At 34.1% G+C, this 19,454-nt stretch carries 14 protein-coding genes and 1 pseudogene; 10 read left to right on the top strand and 5 right to left on the bottom strand.

Annotated elements, in window-relative coordinates; all coding sequences use genetic code 11:
- Positions 1-43: 43 nt before the first annotated feature.
- From ACIQLB_RS24640 to ACIQLB_RS12845, 10 genes and pseudogenes are all read left to right on the top strand, one after another.
- A pseudogene (locus ACIQLB_RS24640) lies at positions 44-1,561 on the top strand (amino acid adenylation domain-containing protein); the annotation flags it as partial.
- Positions 1,550-1,888: a phosphopantetheine-binding protein gene (locus ACIQLB_RS24635; RefSeq protein WP_427495234.1), complete on the top strand. Its 339-nt coding sequence runs from the start codon at positions 1,550-1,552 to the stop codon at positions 1,886-1,888. The pseudogene ACIQLB_RS24640 and the gene ACIQLB_RS24635, both read left to right, overlap by 12 nt.
- The gene (locus ACIQLB_RS12880; RefSeq protein ID WP_400726139.1) at positions 1,885-2,853 is read left to right on the top strand and encodes an ABC transporter substrate-binding protein; all 969 of its coding nucleotides are present in this window, start codon (positions 1,885-1,887) and stop codon (positions 2,851-2,853) included. Before ACIQLB_RS24635 ends, ACIQLB_RS12880 begins: the two co-directional genes overlap by 4 nt.
- Positions 2,854-2,868: 15 nt before the next feature.
- On the top strand, positions 2,869-3,627 hold the full coding sequence (locus ACIQLB_RS12875; RefSeq protein WP_400726136.1) for an ABC transporter ATP-binding protein: 759 nt from the start codon (positions 2,869-2,871) through the stop codon (positions 3,625-3,627).
- Positions 3,611-4,372: an ABC transporter permease gene (locus ACIQLB_RS12870; RefSeq protein WP_400726133.1), complete on the top strand. Its 762-nt coding sequence runs from the start codon at positions 3,611-3,613 to the stop codon at positions 4,370-4,372. The genes ACIQLB_RS12875 and ACIQLB_RS12870 overlap by 17 nt, the downstream gene beginning before the upstream one ends.
- A 14-nt stretch (positions 4,373-4,386) precedes the next feature.
- Positions 4,387-5,424: a methyltransferase gene (locus ACIQLB_RS12865; protein WP_400726130.1), complete on the top strand. Its 1,038-nt coding sequence runs from the start codon at positions 4,387-4,389 to the stop codon at positions 5,422-5,424.
- Between the two features lies 1 nt (position 5,425).
- Positions 5,426-10,939 (top strand): amino acid adenylation domain-containing protein, encoded by a 5,514-nt coding sequence (locus tag ACIQLB_RS12860; RefSeq protein WP_400726127.1) that lies wholly within the window; start codon positions 5,426-5,428, stop codon positions 10,937-10,939.
- Positions 10,923-12,044, top strand: coding sequence for a saccharopine dehydrogenase NADP-binding domain-containing protein (locus ACIQLB_RS12855; protein ID WP_400726124.1), 1,122 nt, complete (start codon positions 10,923-10,925; stop codon positions 12,042-12,044). Before ACIQLB_RS12860 ends, ACIQLB_RS12855 begins: the two co-directional genes overlap by 17 nt.
- A complete protein-coding gene (locus ACIQLB_RS12850) occupies positions 12,041-13,123 on the top strand; it encodes a Gfo/Idh/MocA family oxidoreductase (RefSeq protein ID WP_400726121.1) in 1,083 nt (360 codons plus the stop codon). Before ACIQLB_RS12855 ends, ACIQLB_RS12850 begins: the two co-directional genes overlap by 4 nt.
- The gene (locus ACIQLB_RS12845; protein WP_400726118.1) at positions 13,114-13,887 is read left to right on the top strand and encodes a thioesterase II family protein; all 774 of its coding nucleotides are present in this window, start codon (positions 13,114-13,116) and stop codon (positions 13,885-13,887) included. The genes ACIQLB_RS12850 and ACIQLB_RS12845 overlap by 10 nt, the downstream gene beginning before the upstream one ends.
- A gap of 455 nt (positions 13,888-14,342) precedes the next feature.
- Here the strand turns inward: ACIQLB_RS12845 and ACIQLB_RS12840 are convergent, their stop codons facing one another.
- The 5 genes from ACIQLB_RS12840 to ACIQLB_RS12820 all read right to left on the bottom strand — a co-directional run bounded on the left by ACIQLB_RS12840 (position 14,343) and on the right by ACIQLB_RS12820 (position 19,189).
- On the bottom strand, positions 14,343-14,840 hold the full coding sequence (locus tag ACIQLB_RS12840; protein WP_400726115.1) for a DUF4358 domain-containing protein: 498 nt from the start codon (positions 14,838-14,840) through the stop codon (positions 14,343-14,345).
- Positions 14,841-14,862: 22 nt separating this feature from the next.
- Positions 14,863-16,002 carry a DHHW family protein gene (locus ACIQLB_RS12835; RefSeq protein ID WP_400726112.1) on the bottom strand — a complete coding sequence of 380 codons (1,140 nt, stop codon included), beginning with the start codon at positions 16,000-16,002 and terminating at the stop codon, positions 14,863-14,865.
- A gap of 52 nt (positions 16,003-16,054) precedes the next feature.
- Positions 16,055-17,461, bottom strand: coding sequence for an MBOAT family O-acyltransferase (locus ACIQLB_RS12830; RefSeq protein WP_400726110.1), 1,407 nt, complete (start codon positions 17,459-17,461; stop codon positions 16,055-16,057).
- A 90-nt stretch (positions 17,462-17,551) separates the two neighbouring features.
- Entirely contained in the window at positions 17,552-18,238 is a 687-nt protein-coding gene (locus ACIQLB_RS12825; RefSeq protein WP_400726108.1) for a GDSL-type esterase/lipase family protein, read from the bottom strand.
- 282 nt (positions 18,239-18,520) lie between these two features.
- Positions 18,521-19,189, bottom strand: coding sequence for a GDSL-type esterase/lipase family protein (locus ACIQLB_RS12820; protein WP_400726105.1), 669 nt, complete (start codon positions 19,187-19,189; stop codon positions 18,521-18,523).
- Positions 19,190-19,454 lie beyond the last annotated feature (265 nt).

The raw sequence follows: 19,454 nt of genomic DNA, 5'->3' as shown, positions 1-19,454 counted from the left end.
TTCTACGAAGGAAGATTTATGGAAAAAAAGAATTGGAAGTCTTGTGCGTTTACCATCTCAAGAGCAAGTAGGAAAAATTAAAGGGCAGGACACAGAAATATCAAATGAGACGTTGTTAAGTCTTGTTGAAAAACAAATAGCTGAAAATCCTACTAATATCGCAGTGTTCTCAGAAGAAAAAACTATTACGTATCAACAGCTATGTCATTTAAAAAATCATACTGCTCAATCATTACTTGAACGGGATAGTACTAAAGGGAAATTAGTTGCTATTGTTATGGAAAAAGGATGGGAACAAATAGTTGCTGCATTGGGGATTATTAAAGCAGGGAAGGCATATTTACCGATTGATTGTACAATGCCTATTGAACGGATGGAATTTCTTTTAAAAGAAGGAGAAGTTCAATCCATAGTAACACAAGCACATATACTCACACAGCTACCCTTCCTAAATGATTATCATGTGACGGTCGTTGATGCTAAATGGGCACATCAAGAATGTCTAGTCGATAGTCCTGACTTGTTGCCTTCAGATTTAGCGTATGTCATTTATACTTCGGGTTCTACTGGTAAGCCGAAGGGTGTCATGATTGATCATAGAGGTGCAGTAAATACAGTATTAGATATTAATCATCGACTTGCTGTTTGTACGGAGGATCGTATTCTCGCATTATCTAACCTAACGTTTGATTTATCCGTATATGATATTTTTGGCATACTTGCTGCTGGTGGTGGAATTGTTATACCAAAAGCGGAGCATGTAAAAGAACCTGCATATTGGAAAAAATTAATACAAAATCATCACATCTCCATTTGGAATACAGTGCCTGCCTTTATGCAAATGTTAACAAAATATAGTAGGAATATAGAGTCTGCTCAGTATCCAACACTAAGGGCTGTGTTATTGAGTGGTGACTGGATTTCATTAAGCTTGCCTACAGATGTTTGGGAAATTGCGCCAAAGACTCGAATATTGGGATTAGGTGGTGCGACGGAGGCGTCTATATGGTCAAATAGTTTCGATATACAAACAGTAAATAGGGATTGGAAGAGCATACCTTATGGCAAACCTTTAGCCAATCAATATTACTATATACTAAATGATCAAATGGCAGCTTGTCCTGTGAATGTACCAGGGAAATTGTATATCGGAGGATTAGGACTTGCTATGGGGTATTGGAAAAATGAAGAGCGGACAAATGACCAATTTTTACTTCACCCAATTACAAAAGAACGCCTATATGATACAGGAGATTTAGGGCGATATTTACCTGATGGCAATATTGAATTTTTAGGGAGAGCAGATTCACAAATTAAACTAAACGGCTATCGGGTTGAAATAGGTGAAATAGATTATCACCTAGCTAAATTGCCTACTGTGAAGGAAGCGGCAACAATTGTTCATAAACGTAATGGAGCAACAATATTAGTGGCATATGTAGTATTAGAAGATGAACAAAATGGTCTAACTATTGAACAAACCAAAAATTTATTGGCACAAAAATTACCTAATTATTTGTTACCTACTGTGTACAAATATATTGATAAAATGCCACTGTCAGAGAACGGAAAAGTTAACCGTAAACTTTTACAACAGTTACCTCTAGAGCAAGAGGAGTCATCTGAATATAGAGAGCCTTTTACAGAGATGCAAAAAGAAATAGCGAAAATTTGGGAAGAAATATTGTCTTATTCACATCCTGGAATTGATGATGATTTCTTCGCATGTGGAGGTAATTCTTTAATGGCCATTCAAATCATCGGAAAAATAAAGGAGAAATTTAATATAGCGCTTTCTATTCAAACATTATTCACTCATTCACGTCTTGAACAACTAGCAGCATTCGTTGAGGAAAACAGTGTCACTATGGAGGAAGGAGCTCTATGAGACAATATCACCTTTCTCGAATAATTTTTATGATTGTCATTTTGGCTTTCATAAGTGGGTGTAGTGAAGATACAAAAATGACCAAGCATTCTTCACTAAAAATAGGTGTGTTGCGTATCGATGATAGTCTGCCTCTTTATGTTGCAGAGAAGGATCAGCTTTTCCAAAAATATGGTGCCGATGTTGAGCTTATAGAGTTTGGCAGTGCCTCTGATCAATCGAAGGCGATGGAGGCTGGTGAGCTAGATGGCATGATGACTGATATGATCGTTCAAAATTTAATAAAAAAGGGGGGCATTGATGTTAAAACGATTGCATTAGCATTAGGTGCGACGGAGAAGGAAGGAAGATTTTTAGTCGTTTCTTCTCCACATAGCTCTATTGTTGAACCGAAGCAGCTAGTAGGGCAATCTGTCATGATCTCTGAGAATACAATGATGGATTATTTAATGGAGCAATATGAACGACATTTGAAACTAGATTCTTCTGAAATAACGAAAATTCATCTTCCGAATCTTTCATTACGTGTAGATACAGTATTAGCTGGAAAAGAAGCGCAAGCAGCTATATTACCTGAGCCATTGGCAAGCTATACTGTTGCACAAGGTGCAAATATTGTCATTGATGATACAACACTTGGAAAGAACTTTTCCCAATCAGTCATCGTTATGACACAAAAAAACATAACAGAAAATAGAGCTGTGATTGAAAACTTCCTAAGAGCTTACAACGAAGCGATTAAACAGTTAAATCAGCACCCAGAAAAATACTTTGAACTTGCTCTAAAAGTGGCAAACGTACCGGAAATTTTAAAAGGGCATTATGCAGTTCCAGTTTTTACTCCTAATTGTGTGCCAGCACAAGAAAATGTCGAGCGTATATCTGATTGGTTAGTTTCTAGAGGATTATTGGACAAAGCTTTTCCATATGAAGATCTAGTAGAAACGTCATTGGAAGAACAATAAAAAGGGGGATATGTCGTGTATAGAATTCAGCATGTTGACTTAGCGTACAAGACAGCCTCAGGTACGGTTAATGTCCTGCAAAACATTAACCTTCAAATATCTTCTGGTGAATGTGTAGCTATTGTTGGTGTTTCTGGTAGTGGGAAATCCTCTTTATTAAAAATTGTAGCTGGTTTGGAAAAACCGAGTAATGGAACCGTTTATTTTGATGGAAAAGAATTGAAAGGACCACAGCAGGAGATAGCGATTATTTTTCAAAATTACGGCCTGTTCCCATGGAAAAGGGTGAAAGATAATATAGCTCTCCCTTTAAAGCTTGCCAAACGACCTAAGCAGGAACGGGAAAAAGAGACACAATTTATTTTATCACAATTGAATATTCACAATCAGCAGTACAGTTATCCTTTTCAACTATCCGGGGGACAACAGCAAAGGGTTGCGATAGGGAGAGCTTTAATCCAAAAGCCAAAAGTTTTGTTAATGGACGAGCCATTTTCAGCGTTAGATATTTTAACGAAGGAGCAATTAATACAAACATTGCAGAAAATACGTCATGAAAGAAATTTAACGCTACTATTTGTGACACATAACATTGATGAAGCGTTGATGATGAGCGATCGCATAGTCGTATTTCACGCGAATGGAAAAACAATTGCAGGCACCATTGAGAATGGTTATCAGATAGAGGAACGACGTAATCCTGCTTTCATGTATCGTCAACAACAACAAATTAAACAATTGTTAAAGGGAGAGCCGTGTGAAGAAGACATATAGTATAGTCATCGCTACCATCATCATTATTTTATTATGGTATCTATCTAGCATCTCATTGAATAAAGCCTTTTTACCTACACCTTTTGAAGCGGGACAATCATTTTTAACAGTAGTAACTAGTGGTGAATTAACACAGCATTTTTTCATAAGTAGTTATCGAGTAGGTATCGGTATAATCTGTGCTCTCTTTTTCGCGATTCCTACAGGTTTACTTATGGGGTGGAATAAAAAGATAGATCTTTTATTAAGTCCTTTATTATATGTGCTTTATCCTATCCCAAAGGTTGTTTTTTTACCAATTATTCTCGTGCTATTTGGATTAGGGGATGTCCCAAAAATCATGTTAATTGCCTTTGTTCTTTATTTTCAATTGGTAGTAGTTATTCGTGATGCCGCAAAAGGAATTCCTTATGCTCAGAAACAAGTTATTCAATCATTGAACGCTACAAAACTACAAACACTGTGCCATTTGACACTACCCTATTGCTTACCGAGCGTAATGACTTCCTTGCGAGCTTCATTAGGAACAGCATTAGCAATTCTATTTATAGCTGAAACCTTTGCATCATTTAGTGGATTAGGTTATTACATTTTAAATCGAATGGATAGTAGAGATTACTTAGCTATGTATGCAGGTGTAATAGGGCTAGCTTTATTAGGAGGAGGGCTATATGCCCTTATTAATATCGTAGAAAATACTATTTGTAGATGGTATAAATTGATGGCAGATAGCAGCAGTAATTAATAAGGAGATTAACTATGGATATACAAGAAAGTATGATACGTTCAACGATTCAAGGCTTTTCTACTTCTTATTTGCTATACACAGCTTGTGAATTAGGAATATTTGATGCCTTATTCGATGAACGAAAGCATGTAACGTTATTGGCACAGGAATTAGCGCTTGACGAAGAAATGCTCTTTCGTTTTATGCGACCATTAGTAGCTTTGAAATATATGGAGGAAGAAAATAATTATTTTAAATTACTTCCTTTAGGGGAGAAATTATCAGGACAAGCAAGTGATTCATTAAAGGATTTTTTATTATTCACAGGCAGACAGGCAATGCCTTATTGGTCGAAGCTTTATGAAGCGATGAAAACGAAGAAAATCCCTTATCAATTAGTAGAACAACAGTCTTATTTTCAAGCGCAAGTACAGCAAAATGAAAAATTTGAAGTGTTTAATAAGATGATGAGTAAAACAAGTGAACGGCTTCAACTAGAAGCATATTTTGCAGAAAAAAAAGATTGGTACTGCATCAAAAAAATTATCGATGTTGGTGGAGGATCTGGAGAGATAATTGCGAAATTTTTGGAATTTTACCGCAATGCTCAAGGGATTGTAATAGATCTGCAACATGTACAACAAAAGGCAGAAGGAAAATTGGAGCTTTACGGCATCAACAGTCGATGTACATTTCAGGCAGGAGACTTTTTTCAAGAGGTACCTAAATTGGGTGATCTCTATATTTTATCGCGAATCCTCCATGATTGGGAGGATGAAGCAGCAATCACAATTTTACGTAATATCGCTCAAAGTATGGGCGAAAATTCTACACTAACTATCATTGAAAAATTATTACCAGAGGTTATTGAAGGAAATGCCTCGCATTTATATATGACGGATTTAAATATTTGGACGATGTGTGGAGGTAAGGAAAGAACACAATCCCAATTTGAGGTGCTATTTCATCAAAGTGGATTAACGATCAAAGCACTTTATTCATTAAAAGAAGATGACTATCTAATAGAAGTTGTGAAAAAGGACTTCGAATATCAGGAGGGAATATTATAACATGAAAAAATTATTAGAGGAGTATAGCGAGCTGGGAGTGAACCTTTGGGTAGAAGATGGAAAATTACATTTTAAGGCTCCAACTGGTGTACTTACAAATGAACGTAAAGAGCGATTGAAAGAATATAAAGAGCAACTCCTTGATTATTTACAGAAGGAACAACAATCAATTATTCATGATACTGAAAAACGCTATGATTCCTTTCCGCTTACTGATATTCAATCAGCCTATTTAGTAGGTAGAAGCAACAATTATCGTTATGGAGGAGTAGGTTGTAAAGTATATGCAGAACTAGTTGGCACTACTTTTGATCCTACACGGCTTGAAAAGGCATGGCACCAAGTCATAAAGCGACATGATATGCTCCGTGCGATAGTGCATCAGGAGGGTTATCAGCAAGTATTAAAAAACGTAGAGCTCCCAACTATACAAGTTATTGATTTATCAGATGAAGTACCTGAAGTAGCCAATCAACGATTATTACATGTAAGAAATGAGTTATCTGTTAAGCAATATGCTCCTGATAAATGGCCGTTGTATGACCTAGTCCTTACACAGCAAAAAAATCAAAGTGTTATTCATCTATCTATTGATATGTTAATTGCTGACTTTGTCAGTATCAATGTATTAATAGCAGAATTAGAACACTATTACTATACAGAAAATACTCCATTACCAGCTTTAGATATTCAATTTAGAGATGTCATGATACAACAATATGAACAACATGATCGCTCGATTGCCAATGAAAAAGCTAAAAATTATTGGACTAGTCGTTTAGAGACTTTCCCAGAGGCGCCAGAGTTACCCGTTCAAAGCGATAAAATTGATAGCAATAAAATTCGTTTTGAACAATTTAATTTCCTGTTACCTAATCATAAATGGCAATTTTTAAGTCAGAAGGCAAAAGATCATCGGCTAACTCCTTCCAGTATTATTTTAACAGCTTTTGCTGAAATTATTGGCTTATGGTCAAAACAATCTCACTTTTGTATGAATATAACGATGCTTAATCGACCTAATATTCATGCTCAAATTCATGATGTAATTGGAGATTTTACGACCATCAATCTGTTAGAAATACATGCAAAAAGAGATAGAGCATTTTATGAGCATGCGGCTGAAATACAACAGCAGCTATGGACAGACTTAGAGTATCGCGATTTTTCAGGAATTGAAGTATTGCGTGAATTAAAGCGACATCGTAATCGTGATGTTATTATACCGGTAGTTTATACAAGTACATTAGGTGCAGACGCGAATAGTCATATGTCTGAAAATGAGCCTAAGTTGAAATTAGCATATAAAATTAGTCAAACACCTCAAGTATGGATTGATTGTCAAGTATCTGAACAACCGGATGGAATATTAATAAATTGGGATGTACGTGAAGGTATTTTTCCAAGTGGGCTAATCGATTCAGCCTTTCAATTTTTTGTAGATCACTTAACAAAACTTGCAACTAACGAAACAGCATGGACAGAACGTCAATTATTAGGTTTACCTGAAGCAATGCAAAAGATTAGAAATGAAGTAAATAAAACAACGATTGATTTACCTAAGGGGTTACTCTATGACAATGTGCTAGATGCTATTGCACAATATGCTAAAAATATAGCTATTTACGCAGATGGTAAATATTTTACATATGAGGAGCTCGGTCGTTATGTTTATGCCATTCAACAGGCATTGATTAATAAAGGTGTGCGGCAAGGAGATTTTGTAGCAATTGACTTACAAAAGGGTATTTGGCAAATTGCTGCTGTAATAGGAACATTAACAGCAGGTGGCGTGTATTTACCTTTAGATATTGAGCAACCGATTGCTCGTAAAAAAAATATTATAAGTGAATCAAAAACCACTTTTATTTTAGGTCATGCTAGCCATAGTGATTTATACGAACAAGAATCTCTTTCCTTTATTGAAGTCGAGCAATTAAACACTGCTTTAGAAGCACAGTTAATTCCTGTACGTGTAGATGTAGAACAGCCAGCTTATATTATTCATACGTCTGGCAGTACAGGAAAAGCGAAAGGCGTTATTGTTAGTCATAGGGCAGTACTGAATACAATAATGGATATGAATCATCGTTTCCAAGTAACAGAGCATGATCGAGTTTTAGCAATTGCCAATTTAGCTTTTGATTTATCGGTATACGATATTTTTGGATTATTAAGTGTTGGTGGTAGCGTTATATTACCAGAGCATAAACGTCTTAAAGATCCAAAACATTGGTTGGAGCTTTTAACATCTCATCAAGCCACTATTTGGAATTCAGTACCAGCCCAATTGCAACTTCTTCATGCATACATGCAGGATGCGACAACAACTCTTCATAAAAAATTACGTTTAGTATTTTTATCTGGAGATTGGATATCTGTTACATTACCCAAACAAATGGCACATTATTTTGAACAAGCGAAATTTATCAGCCTTGGTGGAGCAACAGAAGCAGCAATCTGGTCTATTTATTATCCAATAGATATAAATACTACCTATAAGAACAGTATTCCTTATGGTAAGCCATTAGCAAATCAATATTTTTATGTGTTGAATAAGGAGCTAGAGTCATGCCCTGATTGGACAATTGGTGATTTATATATTGGGGGAGAGGGGCTTGCCACCGGCTACCTACAGGATGAAAAAAATACTACAGCGAAATTTATTGTCCATCCTTACACTGGAGAGCGTTTATATGCAACTGGAGATATAGGGAGATTCCTACCAGATGGTGTGATTGAGTTTTTAGGGAGAGAGGATACTCAAGTAAAAATTAATGGGCATCGCATTGAGTTAAGTGAAATTGAAAGTTCTATGCAACGTATGCAGCTGATAGAGCATGCAGCGGTTATTGCAAGTAAAGATTTGGCAAGTAAAGAATTTAACATGTCAGCATTCGTGCAAGCAAGGAAAAATGCAAATCAAATAAAAACATTGGTTTCTTCAGAAAGATTAACAACTGTAGTTAAAAACGCTGGAGATCAAGCGACCCATAATGTAGATCGAGAGTTATTTGCACAATGGTCTACAATTTCAAATTGGACAGCCGTACTAGATATTATGAAAACATTCCAAGACTTAGATGTTTTTATAGATGATCGAGAATTTTCTATAAGTGAAATTCAGCAAATAGTCAAAGTACATCCATACTACCATCAGCTACTAAGAAGATGGCTGAATGTTTTATGTAAAGAAAATCTTATAAAGCAAAATCCAGCAACGTCAAACTATTATCTAGTCAATAAAGATTTACCACACAATGCATCAGAAATCTCTTGGCTAAAATGGAGAGACATTGAAGAAAAAATGCAGTATGGAAAAAAACTTGTGGATTACTTTGAAGATTCAAGTAAGCATCTTCTAGGTTTACTTCGCGGGGATATTGATTCATTAGATTTATTTTTCCCTAAAGGAAGCTTTGATATTGCTTTAGCGGCATATAAAGACAACCTAATTAGTCGTTCATTAAATCAAGTTACAATGCAAGCTGTCCATACAATTGTAGATGAATTTAGAAAGGCTTATCCAGAGAAAACGTTCCGAATTTTAGAGGTAGGAGCTGGCGTAGGCGGTGTAAGTTTAGAGTTAATACCAACATTAAATCATAAAAATGTAGAATATGTTTTTACAGATTTATCACAATTCTTTTTAAATGAAGCGCGAAAATCGTTTGAACCTTATAAGTGGGTTACATATGGTTTGTATGATATCAATCAATCCTATTGGTCTCAAGGAATTCAAGCATCTTCCTTTGATTTGATTTTATGTAATAATGTTTTACACAACGCTAAGAAAGCGCCACAAGTGTTACAAACCTTTAAGGAAATGACAGTTGAAGGAGGAGCGTTAATAGTAGCAGATACGACTGGGGAAAACTATTCACTTCTTACATCAATGGAATTTCATGCTGGTCTAAATGATTTTGAAGACTTTAGAAAAAACAATGATCAAGTATTTTTCAATCGTGAACAGTGGCATGAGTTATTTGCAGCAACAGAGGTGGAGATAGCCGGTGTATATCCTACAAAAAATGATCCATTATCCGCTGCAAATCAGGCAGTATTTGTCGGTCAATTTATAGGTGAACGAAAGAGACTTTATGCGAGTGAGGTTCAGCAACATTTAGAAAGACAACTACCAAAATATATGATACCAGCGCATATTGAAGTGCTTCGTGAACTACCGTTATCTGAAAACGGCAAAGTGGATCGAGGTGCATTACAAAGTCGACTAGAAGCATCCAATCCATTTATTGCACAATCCGGTGAATCTCCGCAAGGTGACTTAGAGAAAAGAATCGCAGAAATTTGGGCGAAAGCACTAAATAGAGAAAGTATTTGGCGCAATGAAAACTTCTATCAAGCAGGTGGCGATTCATTACTAGTTGCACAAGTTGTGGCAGCAATGAGAGATACACTTTCAGAAGTGGAGCATTGGGAGTGGGATCAATTAATGGTAGAGATTTTACAAACACCGACGATTGCAGAAATTGCAGAAAAGATAAGTCACTCTCTTGAAAATCATCAAACAGTGCAGGATGAAACTGCCTCAGATACGAAAACATCTTTCGTTATATTAGCTGAAGGAGAAGTTGGCGGAAAAATTAAAGTACTATTCCACGATGGAACAGGAACACTTACACCTTACAATCAATTGCGCCCTTATTTAATAGATGAACCTAATCGCAAAGACACGATAGTAGGATTTATTTTTGGTGATGAAGCAGATTATTTAGCCTATACACCTGAAACACTTATTCAAAATTTAGGGCAAAAATATGCACAACAATTGTTAAAACTAAACGCTTCAAGCTTTGAATTAATAGGGTACTGTATGGGTGGGCTTATTGCTGTTGAAACGGCAAAGGTGTTACTTGCAGAAGGTGTTCAAGTTGAACCAGTCATGACAATAGATACTACGCCTTGTGATGCAAAGCTTCGAAATGATTTATTAATGGAAAGAACATTTGGTTTATTAATAGGCGCTGATCTTGTAAAAAGTGGTCACGATATCGAGGATGAATTACTTAAAAAAGCACTACATGATTTAATCAAAAAAGAAGCGAATACCATTACAATTGAAGATTTATGTAATCTAACCGGAGAGTTTGCACCAATTGCACAATGTTATCAAAAGCTTGCTAGCAAGTCTCCTAAACAGAGATTAGTAGATTTATATACTACCGTTCCAACTTTGCAAGGTGATATTTCAGCTTTTCAAAAGCAACGCATGGTAACGCTATATCAAATCTTCTGTCAAAGCTTTAAAGGTGTTGTATCGTATGGAACCGAGCCTTTCATGGGAGACGTAGTTGCATTTAGTTGTATTGATAAAACATCGTCCTTTTTACCAGTAATGGGTACAAGAAACGAAGAATTTTGGAGAGATATTACATTTGGTCATTTAAATATAATTCCTATAAATGGTAATCATATTACGTGTTTGCAGGAGCCTAATGTGAAAGAGACTGCTCAATTGCTGCTAAAAGGAGTAAGCCATGAACCATCAATTTAAAATAGGAATTATTGGCTACAATGGGGCTGTTGGACAAGCGGCTGTACAATATTTAAAAGATAAATATCCACTACGCTGTGGGAGTAGAAGTGAGCATAAAGAACATTCTCAATTAGACAAATTTATGGAATATATGCAGGTAGATATATATGACCAAATACCGCTAGAGACATTTTGTGCAGGCTGTACAATCGTGTTAAATTGTGCAGGCCCCTCGTATAGTATTATTGATAGAGTGGCTCAAGCTGCCATAAAAGCTGGGGCCCATTATGTCGATGCATTTGGGGCAGATTTGTTGGAGAAGAAATTTATACAACAGGAGCTAACAAATATAATGATTCTTTCAGCAGGAAGTTTTCCCGGTTTATCGGGGACTCTTCCTCGCCTATTAGCTCAAGAAGGATTTGATCAAATAGATAAAATAAGCGGCTATGCAGGAGGAGAAGAAGCATATAGTAAAGGCGCAGCAGCTGATATAATGCTTAGCTCCATCTATGGTTTTGGTACAGCGAATGCCTTTTATAAGGATGAAAAAATAGTACGTGATATAGCACAGACAGAAAAAATAAATGTGACAATTAATGGTGAGGAAAATACAGTATATGCTCAAAGGTATATAACAAATGAAACAATTAGCCTTGCAAAAAAGCTACATATTACCGAAGCACATTGGCATAATATTTATCCAAATAAAGTTGTTTTTTCATTATTACAACAGGCGTGTATACAATTAGCAATGAAAAATACGCCTGAACATTTACATCAAATTGTAGATGATCTGATGGAAAAACTTATCATTTACCCTGTTCGACAAACATGGTACACACTCGTCATAGAAATGATTGGAAAATATAAGGGACAATCGATACGACGACAAGCTCAATTACTTTGTCAAAATAGCTTTACGATTAGTGGAATTATTTGTGCGCTATCTGTAGAAGCCATTATAGAAGGGATAATTCAGGAAAATGGGGTTTATTGGGCTTGCGACATATTGAATCCAAGTAATGTCATGCGAGAATTGCATGAACAGTGTGTAATAGAAGATTTTATCATTACTTCACAGACAGAAAATCACCTAGACTTGGAAGAAGGGATATTATGAGGCCATTAAGAGTAGTCGTTTGTGGTACAAAATTCGGTGCGTATTATTTGAAAGCAATCTTAAATTTACCATCTCATTATAAGCTTGTAGGTATTTTATCTAAGGGTAGTAAACAGTCACAAGAAATCGCCAATACATTGAATGTTCCACTTTACACAACTGTAGAAGATATAACAAATGAGCAGGTGGATGTTGCGTGCGTTGTTGTTAAATCAACGATCGTGGGTGGAGAAGGGACAAGTATAGCACAAGCATTTTTAGAGAAAGGCATACATGTTATACAGGAGCATCCTGTTCATGAAGATGACTATGTAAAGCTAATTAAAAGTGCGAAAGTAGGTAATTGTAAATATCACTTAAATAGTTTTTATCCAAATGTAGATGCTGTACACTCCTTTATACAAGTGGCGAAAACATTAAGAGAAGTTAGTGATATTATTTATTTAGAGGCGGCTTGTAGTATCCAAGTATTATTTCCAATGCTAGATATTATAGGGCAAACCCTTGGTAGTTTACAATCCTGTATATTTGAACCAGTTAATGACCTTACAGAGCATAATCCTTTTTATATGCTATCTGGACAAATACGGGACACCCCTGTGACATTACGTGTTTTCAATCAAATGGATTTAGCTAATCCAGAAAGTAACATTTATTTATTGCATAGAGTGACTTTAGGAACGAATAGAGGAACATTGTATTTACCGGACACGCATGGTTCAGTGCATTGGATGCCGTGTATGAGTTCGTCATTAAACGAATCGCCTATGTTAAATAAGGGAATAGACAATAAATTTCTAAGCTATCCAGTAGAGGAGATTGTCTTTACTGCACAAAACAATAACTTCGAAGATCAATATAAAAAGATATGGCCTAAAAGCGTTGAACGTTCTCTTCTAACATTTTATGAAGATATTTGGAATCGTTCTTACTTTAATCAAACAACACAATATTATTTAACAGCTTGTAAATTATGGAATGATATTGGCAGAAAAATAGGACCCTCTCAAAAAGTTTGCATACGGGAACGAGAACCATTAAGAATGAAGGATATCAAGGAGGATAAAGAATGGGTGTGATAGACGTTAAAAAGTGGTTTCCTTTTGTGGACGAGTTAGATTACGAAAATAGTAATAAGCTTTTCTGCTTCCATCATGCTGGAGGCAGTGCCGCCGCTTTTAGAAATTGGAAAACATGGGAGCAAAACTTAGCTGTATTTCCGATAGAGCTACCTGGTAAATCAACAAGAATAAAAGAACGGTATATTACAGATTATCTTCATGTGATTCCACAAATCGCAGAAGCAATTAACAGAGTAACAAACCAAACGCAAATATATTTTTATGGTCATAGCATGGGAGCTATTCTTGCTTTTAAAACAGCCTGTTTACTAGAAGAAAAATATAAGAAAAAAGTGAATTTATTAATAGTAGCAGGTCGCCATGCACCTCAAGATCATTTCCCTGATGACTATCAAACATATATGGATGATAGTGAATTAGTTAAAGAATTAATACGAGTAGGAGGTACACCGAAAGAGTTATTGGAAAATAAAGAAGTTTTGCAATATATTTTACTAATTGTGAAAAATGATTATCGTTTGAATGAGTCTTTTGATTATCGTAATGAAATATTTCATGGTCCGATTATTGCTCATTGCGGAACTAATGATCTAGACGCACCAGCAAGTAGTATGAAAAATTGGGGAAATGTCACGACAAATTCTTTTAATTTGAAAGAGTTTTCGGGAAGTCACTTTTTCCCATATGAAAATAAACAGGATTATTATAAGAGTTTGGAGCAGAACTGTATACAGAGTTCTGCTAAGATTTGTATTAAGTAAAAAAACTTTTAAAATGAGGGTATCTTAATATTAGAGATACCCCCGTTTTGTATTCATATAAATTATTTATTGAACCTGTAAAAGCTGTAATATATCTTTAGCAATTTGCCCAGGGTTTGTCGCCAATATGGGAGAGCGATAATTTGATAAAACAACCACGCCCGTTTGTTGTGTTTTATCAAACCCTAAATAACTAAAGGTATGAACGTGCTCAAACGGAAATTAGCAATAGGAGAGTATTAAATGAATCAAGAGAAAATTAATAGTCATGCAAAAGCTATATACTTCAAAAAAATTTCTGAGGCATTAACTGGTTATTGGGGTTCAGATAAGTGGGATGTTAGATTATGTCCAGTTTTAAAAGGTATATGGAAGCGTAACAATGTTTTATCCTGTGGTAAGTCCTACATACAAGAAAATAGAGAAGTGAGGAACACTCTCTATTTTAGTCAATTTTATTTAAGGGCTTTATCAAATATTTTTTCTATTTCATCAGAGTCTTTTGAAATAGCTAAGAGAATATAGCTATCTTTTGTTTTCAAGACATGTTTTTCTATTAAGAAATGTTCTTCTGGTAGATAGTCTTTAAAGCTTTTTGATTTTTTTTCGATTCTTTTTGAAATTTTCTCTTTCATGTTGTTTATATTTTTTATATCTTTCACTTTAATCACAGCAATTTCATCAGCTTTAATGTTTGTAGGAGCGGTAAAAAGAACAAAACTTTCAACTTCATCAGAATGTATGTTATATAACTTTTGAAGCTTTTTATTATCTCCTTCTTTCATTTCTTCTACGCTAGTAGTGTGACCAATTTGTAATCCTATTTCTATAGCGGAAGGATTACCAGATGTTTCTTGTTTTCCAGAACAACCACTTAAAACTACTAGAGTAATAGTGTAAAGAATAATAGTTATAATAGATTTTATATTAAAAGATTTTAATAAATTTCTCATAGGTTACAATTCTCCTTGTCGTTTATTCGGATAAATCAGTTATAGATGAATCCTCAAAGAAAGTATTTGCATTGTAAATCAGTAGCATTTCATTGATTTTGTTTTTTTGTATATACACATTTAGGTTATCGTTATAGTATCTAAGATCAATTACATGAATTTCGCTAAAATGTGATAGTAAAAAAGGAAGTAAGGCATTCGCATAAGAATCTTTTACAACTAATAATTTTTTTCCACTCGTATTTTCAGTTGTTATCTTCACTAATGGATGATTTCCGTTGAAAAAGACAGTATATTTATCTTTTTTCTTAATGTTATTCATCTCATAAAGGGATTTAGAGGTTTTATCTTCATCAACATACTCCACTTTGTATTTGACAGCTTCCTTAGGCTCGTATAATTCAATGCTATCAGGATCTATATGTCTAAAACCTGCTTTTGAATATAGTGACCCATAAAAACTATTAGTAATTTTTTTAATGTTGAATGACTCTTTTTGGGTAGGAGTAAATTTCATATTTTTACTTAACTCTAGGTAGGCATAATATGCACCTTTAGTAGTCCAATGATGATCGGTTTTATAATATATATATTCATTCTTTTTCGAACTCAACATAGGATATACATCAATAAAATTGATTTCCTTATTCAAGGATTTTTTTACTTTATCAATATACGTAACCTCATCAACATGAGAAACATAATTAGGAAGTTTATTTTCTAAAATACTAATTGCCGTAGGTACCAACATTACATGTTTTTGCACATTTGGATTTGCAAGATGAAAATCATTTATTGCGTCAATTTTACTTTTCACATCTTGATCTTCAGGTTTATTAAATTTTTGAAGTAAAAAACCATTCTTACCGATATACACTCCGTTATTTTCTTTTTTCCCTATTGTTCGATCTATATCAGATTTCATGCTTATCCAAAAATCTCTAAATGCAAACTGATCAGAAATATATTTTTCATAGTTAGGAGTGAATTTTTTATCTAAAAGATTTTGAACAGAGAACGTTGGTAACTGTTCTAAGTTTCTATTCTCTGAATCTGAAAATGTTTTATTTGGAGTAAATAAATTAATACTGAACATTCCACCTATAAAGAGCGACAACAAACCCGCCATTGTGTATTTGTATATTTTTTCATACCGATTCAAGCAACTCACCTCTTTCAAACTAAATATGATATCTATGTCCTATAGATAAAAATTAAAATCTAAAATATAAGAATGGATTATATGTGTCGTTTACTAAATATGCAGTTGACAGAACTACTAATATTAAATATAAGATTGGTATACAAATAGCACCTGACAATTTCAACTTTTCTCTTAAATATACAAGTGCCTTTTTTGGGAGTGGTGTTGAACAAATTGCTAAGATACAAAATAGTGTAAAATTAGTTGTTAGATAATAGAGTGTATTATTATCCAAAAAAGCAGTTTGATTAAAGCCAAACATTGTTCCAATGAAACTTATTGCTACTGATAAGTTATCAAATTCAAAAAATACCCATCCAATTAATACGATGATAAGTGTGTATACATGTGCAATAACACGCATTCTATTTTTAAGCCATTTTAAAAGAAATAGCTTTTCTAGTGTTACGAATAATCCAAAATACAGCCCCCAAACAACAAAATTCCAGCTCGCACCATGCCATAATCCTGTTAAGAACCAAACAATAAACAAATTTCTAAGCTGTTTGAGTAATCCTGCCCGATTTCCCCCGAGAGGAATGTATACATATTCTCTAAACCAAGAGCCTAATGAAATGTGCCATCTACGCCAAAACTCGGTGACACTTTTGGATATATAGGGATAGTTAAAGTTTTCTGGAAAATCAAAACCAAACATTTTCCCTAAGCCTTGAGCCATAGCTGAGTATCCTCTAAAATCAAAATAAATTTGGAAGGCAAAAGCAATAATCCCAAGCCATGCTGTTAGAATAGTAAGTTCTGACATAGAAGTTGATTTAACACTTGTCCAAAGAAGTCCTATATTATTAGCTAAAAGTACTTTTAGTGCAAGACCTCTAATAAATAGTTCCATTCCTTCGCCAAAACAATCTAATGTTATTTTTCTATCTTGTAGTTGATTATCAATATCACTGTATTTTATAATTGGCCCTGCGACAAGTTGTGGGAACATCGTTACATAAGTACCGAAAGAAATAATGTTTCTTTGTGCAGGTACTTTTCCTAAATAAACGTCTATCACATAAGACATGGTTTGAAATGTATAGAAAGAGATACCAATTGGCAGAGGGAGAGTCTCAACGTGAATATTTAAGTTAAAAATAGTATTGATGTTGTCCACTACGAAACCATAATATTTGAAGAATCCAAGTATTCCTAAATTTATTATGATTGAGTTAATGAATATAGCTTTTGTAATACCCTTGTGACTTCTATATTTGTCTATAAGTACCCCATTCACATAGTCAAACAGGGTGGAGAATATCATAATCACTATATAAACTGGTTCACCCCATGCATAAAAAATTAGACTGACTACAACTAATACAAAGTTCCGAAGAACCTTAGGGGATATATAATATAAAAGAATTGCTAAGGGTAAAAATAGAAAAACAAAAATTAAACTACTGAATACCAAGATTTGTCACCTCCTAAATAGTTAAACTTTACTTTTTATAAAATTTACAGTCCCTCCATATAGAACTGAAAATTTTTTTAAATATGGACACTACTTAACAGAAGGTTTTAAAAGGTCGAGTAGCTGCGTATAATAATTAGCTTTAAAGTGTACTCCATCTTCATCATGTAAATCTAAATCTTTATCAAAAATTGGAGATAAATTGACATATTCTGCTTTTTCAGCTTTTGCTAATTCTTTAAGTTTCACATTATATTCATCAATGTGTTTATATTGTGCAAACTCCTGTAATGCTTTTTCAGTAACAGGTGTTACAGATAAAATGTGTATTTTTACATTAGGAAGCTTTTCCTTCACTTTCTGTACTAGTTTTGAATAATTATCTATTGAATACTCGACTGGGTTATCGATTGGATTTCCTTTAAGATCCATTCGCATCAGTAAATCATTAATACCAAAACTCATAAAAATGTGTTCAGGGTTTTTTTCTACTACTTTTTCAACATCTTCTTCTACGGCCATAACTGTGACTTTACCTGCATCAGCGATAACATTTGTATCATCGATTAATTCTTGGTAGCTAATTCCTTCTGTAATAGAATCTCCAAAAAATAAACTATTTTTAAAAATAGATTTATATTTGTGTTCCGATTTTTTATCATCTGCTGTATTTTGTGTGACTGTATTCGAAGCTTTTTCAGTCCCTTTACCTACACAGGCTGCGGAGCTAAGTGCAATAGCCCCCATCATTAGAAAAATAGATACTTTTTTAAACATTTTATTCTTCCTTTCAAATCATATTTTTTGTAAGCAATAGTCGCTTGCATAAGCATCTGTCGTTTACAAAATATAGATTAATTGTTATGGATAAAGATAAGATGCAGATAAGATAAAAATCATTTAAAGAATAGACAAAGTGAAGGAAAGGAACTTTAAAAAATTAATATTGCTATCACTAAATAATTATTCGGAAGCTAATTCAAATTAGAGAAAATGTGTTTCGATAAATAAAAAGGAAGCGAATTGTTGCTTGTAGCAATAGTTCGCTTCCTTTAGGGTTTATTTCAATTGATTTTTTAAGTAATCCAACCAAATTGAGTAAAATTCAGGCTTAAAATGTATGCCGTCCTTCACATAAAGATCTTTATTATTTTTGAATATCGGAGATAAGTCGATGAAATTTACTCGTTCGTTTTTCGCTAACGTTTTAAAACCTTCATTAAAATCAATAATATTTTGATAGCGCACTTCTTTCTGCGCCCGTTCCAGTGTAACGGGTGTAATCGATAGGATATTTATCTTTGTGTCAGGTAATTTTTCTTTTATTTCTTGAAGCAGTTGAGTGTATTGAGCTATTGCAGATTCTTTTGTATCGATAAGATTACATAGTCCAAGCAAAATAAATATATTTTTCGGCTTTTGGTTAACTACTTGCTCAACATCTTTATGAGCATCTCCAATTGATTTCCCCATAGCGCTTACTACATTTGCCTCGTCCAATAAATCAAGATCATGAAGTCCCTCCGTAATAGAATCTCCTAAAAATACACTTGTTTTAAAAACAGATCTAAATGTAGAAGTATCTATATTAGACACAGGGGAGGATTCTTTTTCAAACATTGTAGAAGAATAATCTAATTTAGCGATTTGTTTCTCACTATCGAGATTTCCGCAAGCCGAGAAGACGGTAGTTCCTAACAATGGGATTGCGATTAGTTTTTTTATCATAGACAGTTTCCTTTCGTATTATGTTATTGTCTAGGACTTTGCATATAAAATGTTTTGCAAATCGTTCTGAATATAAGTTAATAGATGGAGATAAAGATAAAATGCAGATTAGATCGAGGTAAATTAAAGAATAAAAAATAAGGTAGTTTTAACTATTAGAAGAATCAATATTTTCTATAGAATATGAATGTGTTAATTGAATCGTTAGCCAGTAAATCAGTACAACCATGATGATAATAATTGGCCTCAGAAGAAGAAAAGACGT

This window comes from Lysinibacillus sp. NPDC092081 (assembly GCF_044755845.1).
Taxonomy (GTDB): Bacteria; Bacillota; Bacilli; order Bacillales_A; family Planococcaceae; genus Lysinibacillus.
This window is presented reverse-complemented; position numbering and strand designations above follow the sequence as displayed.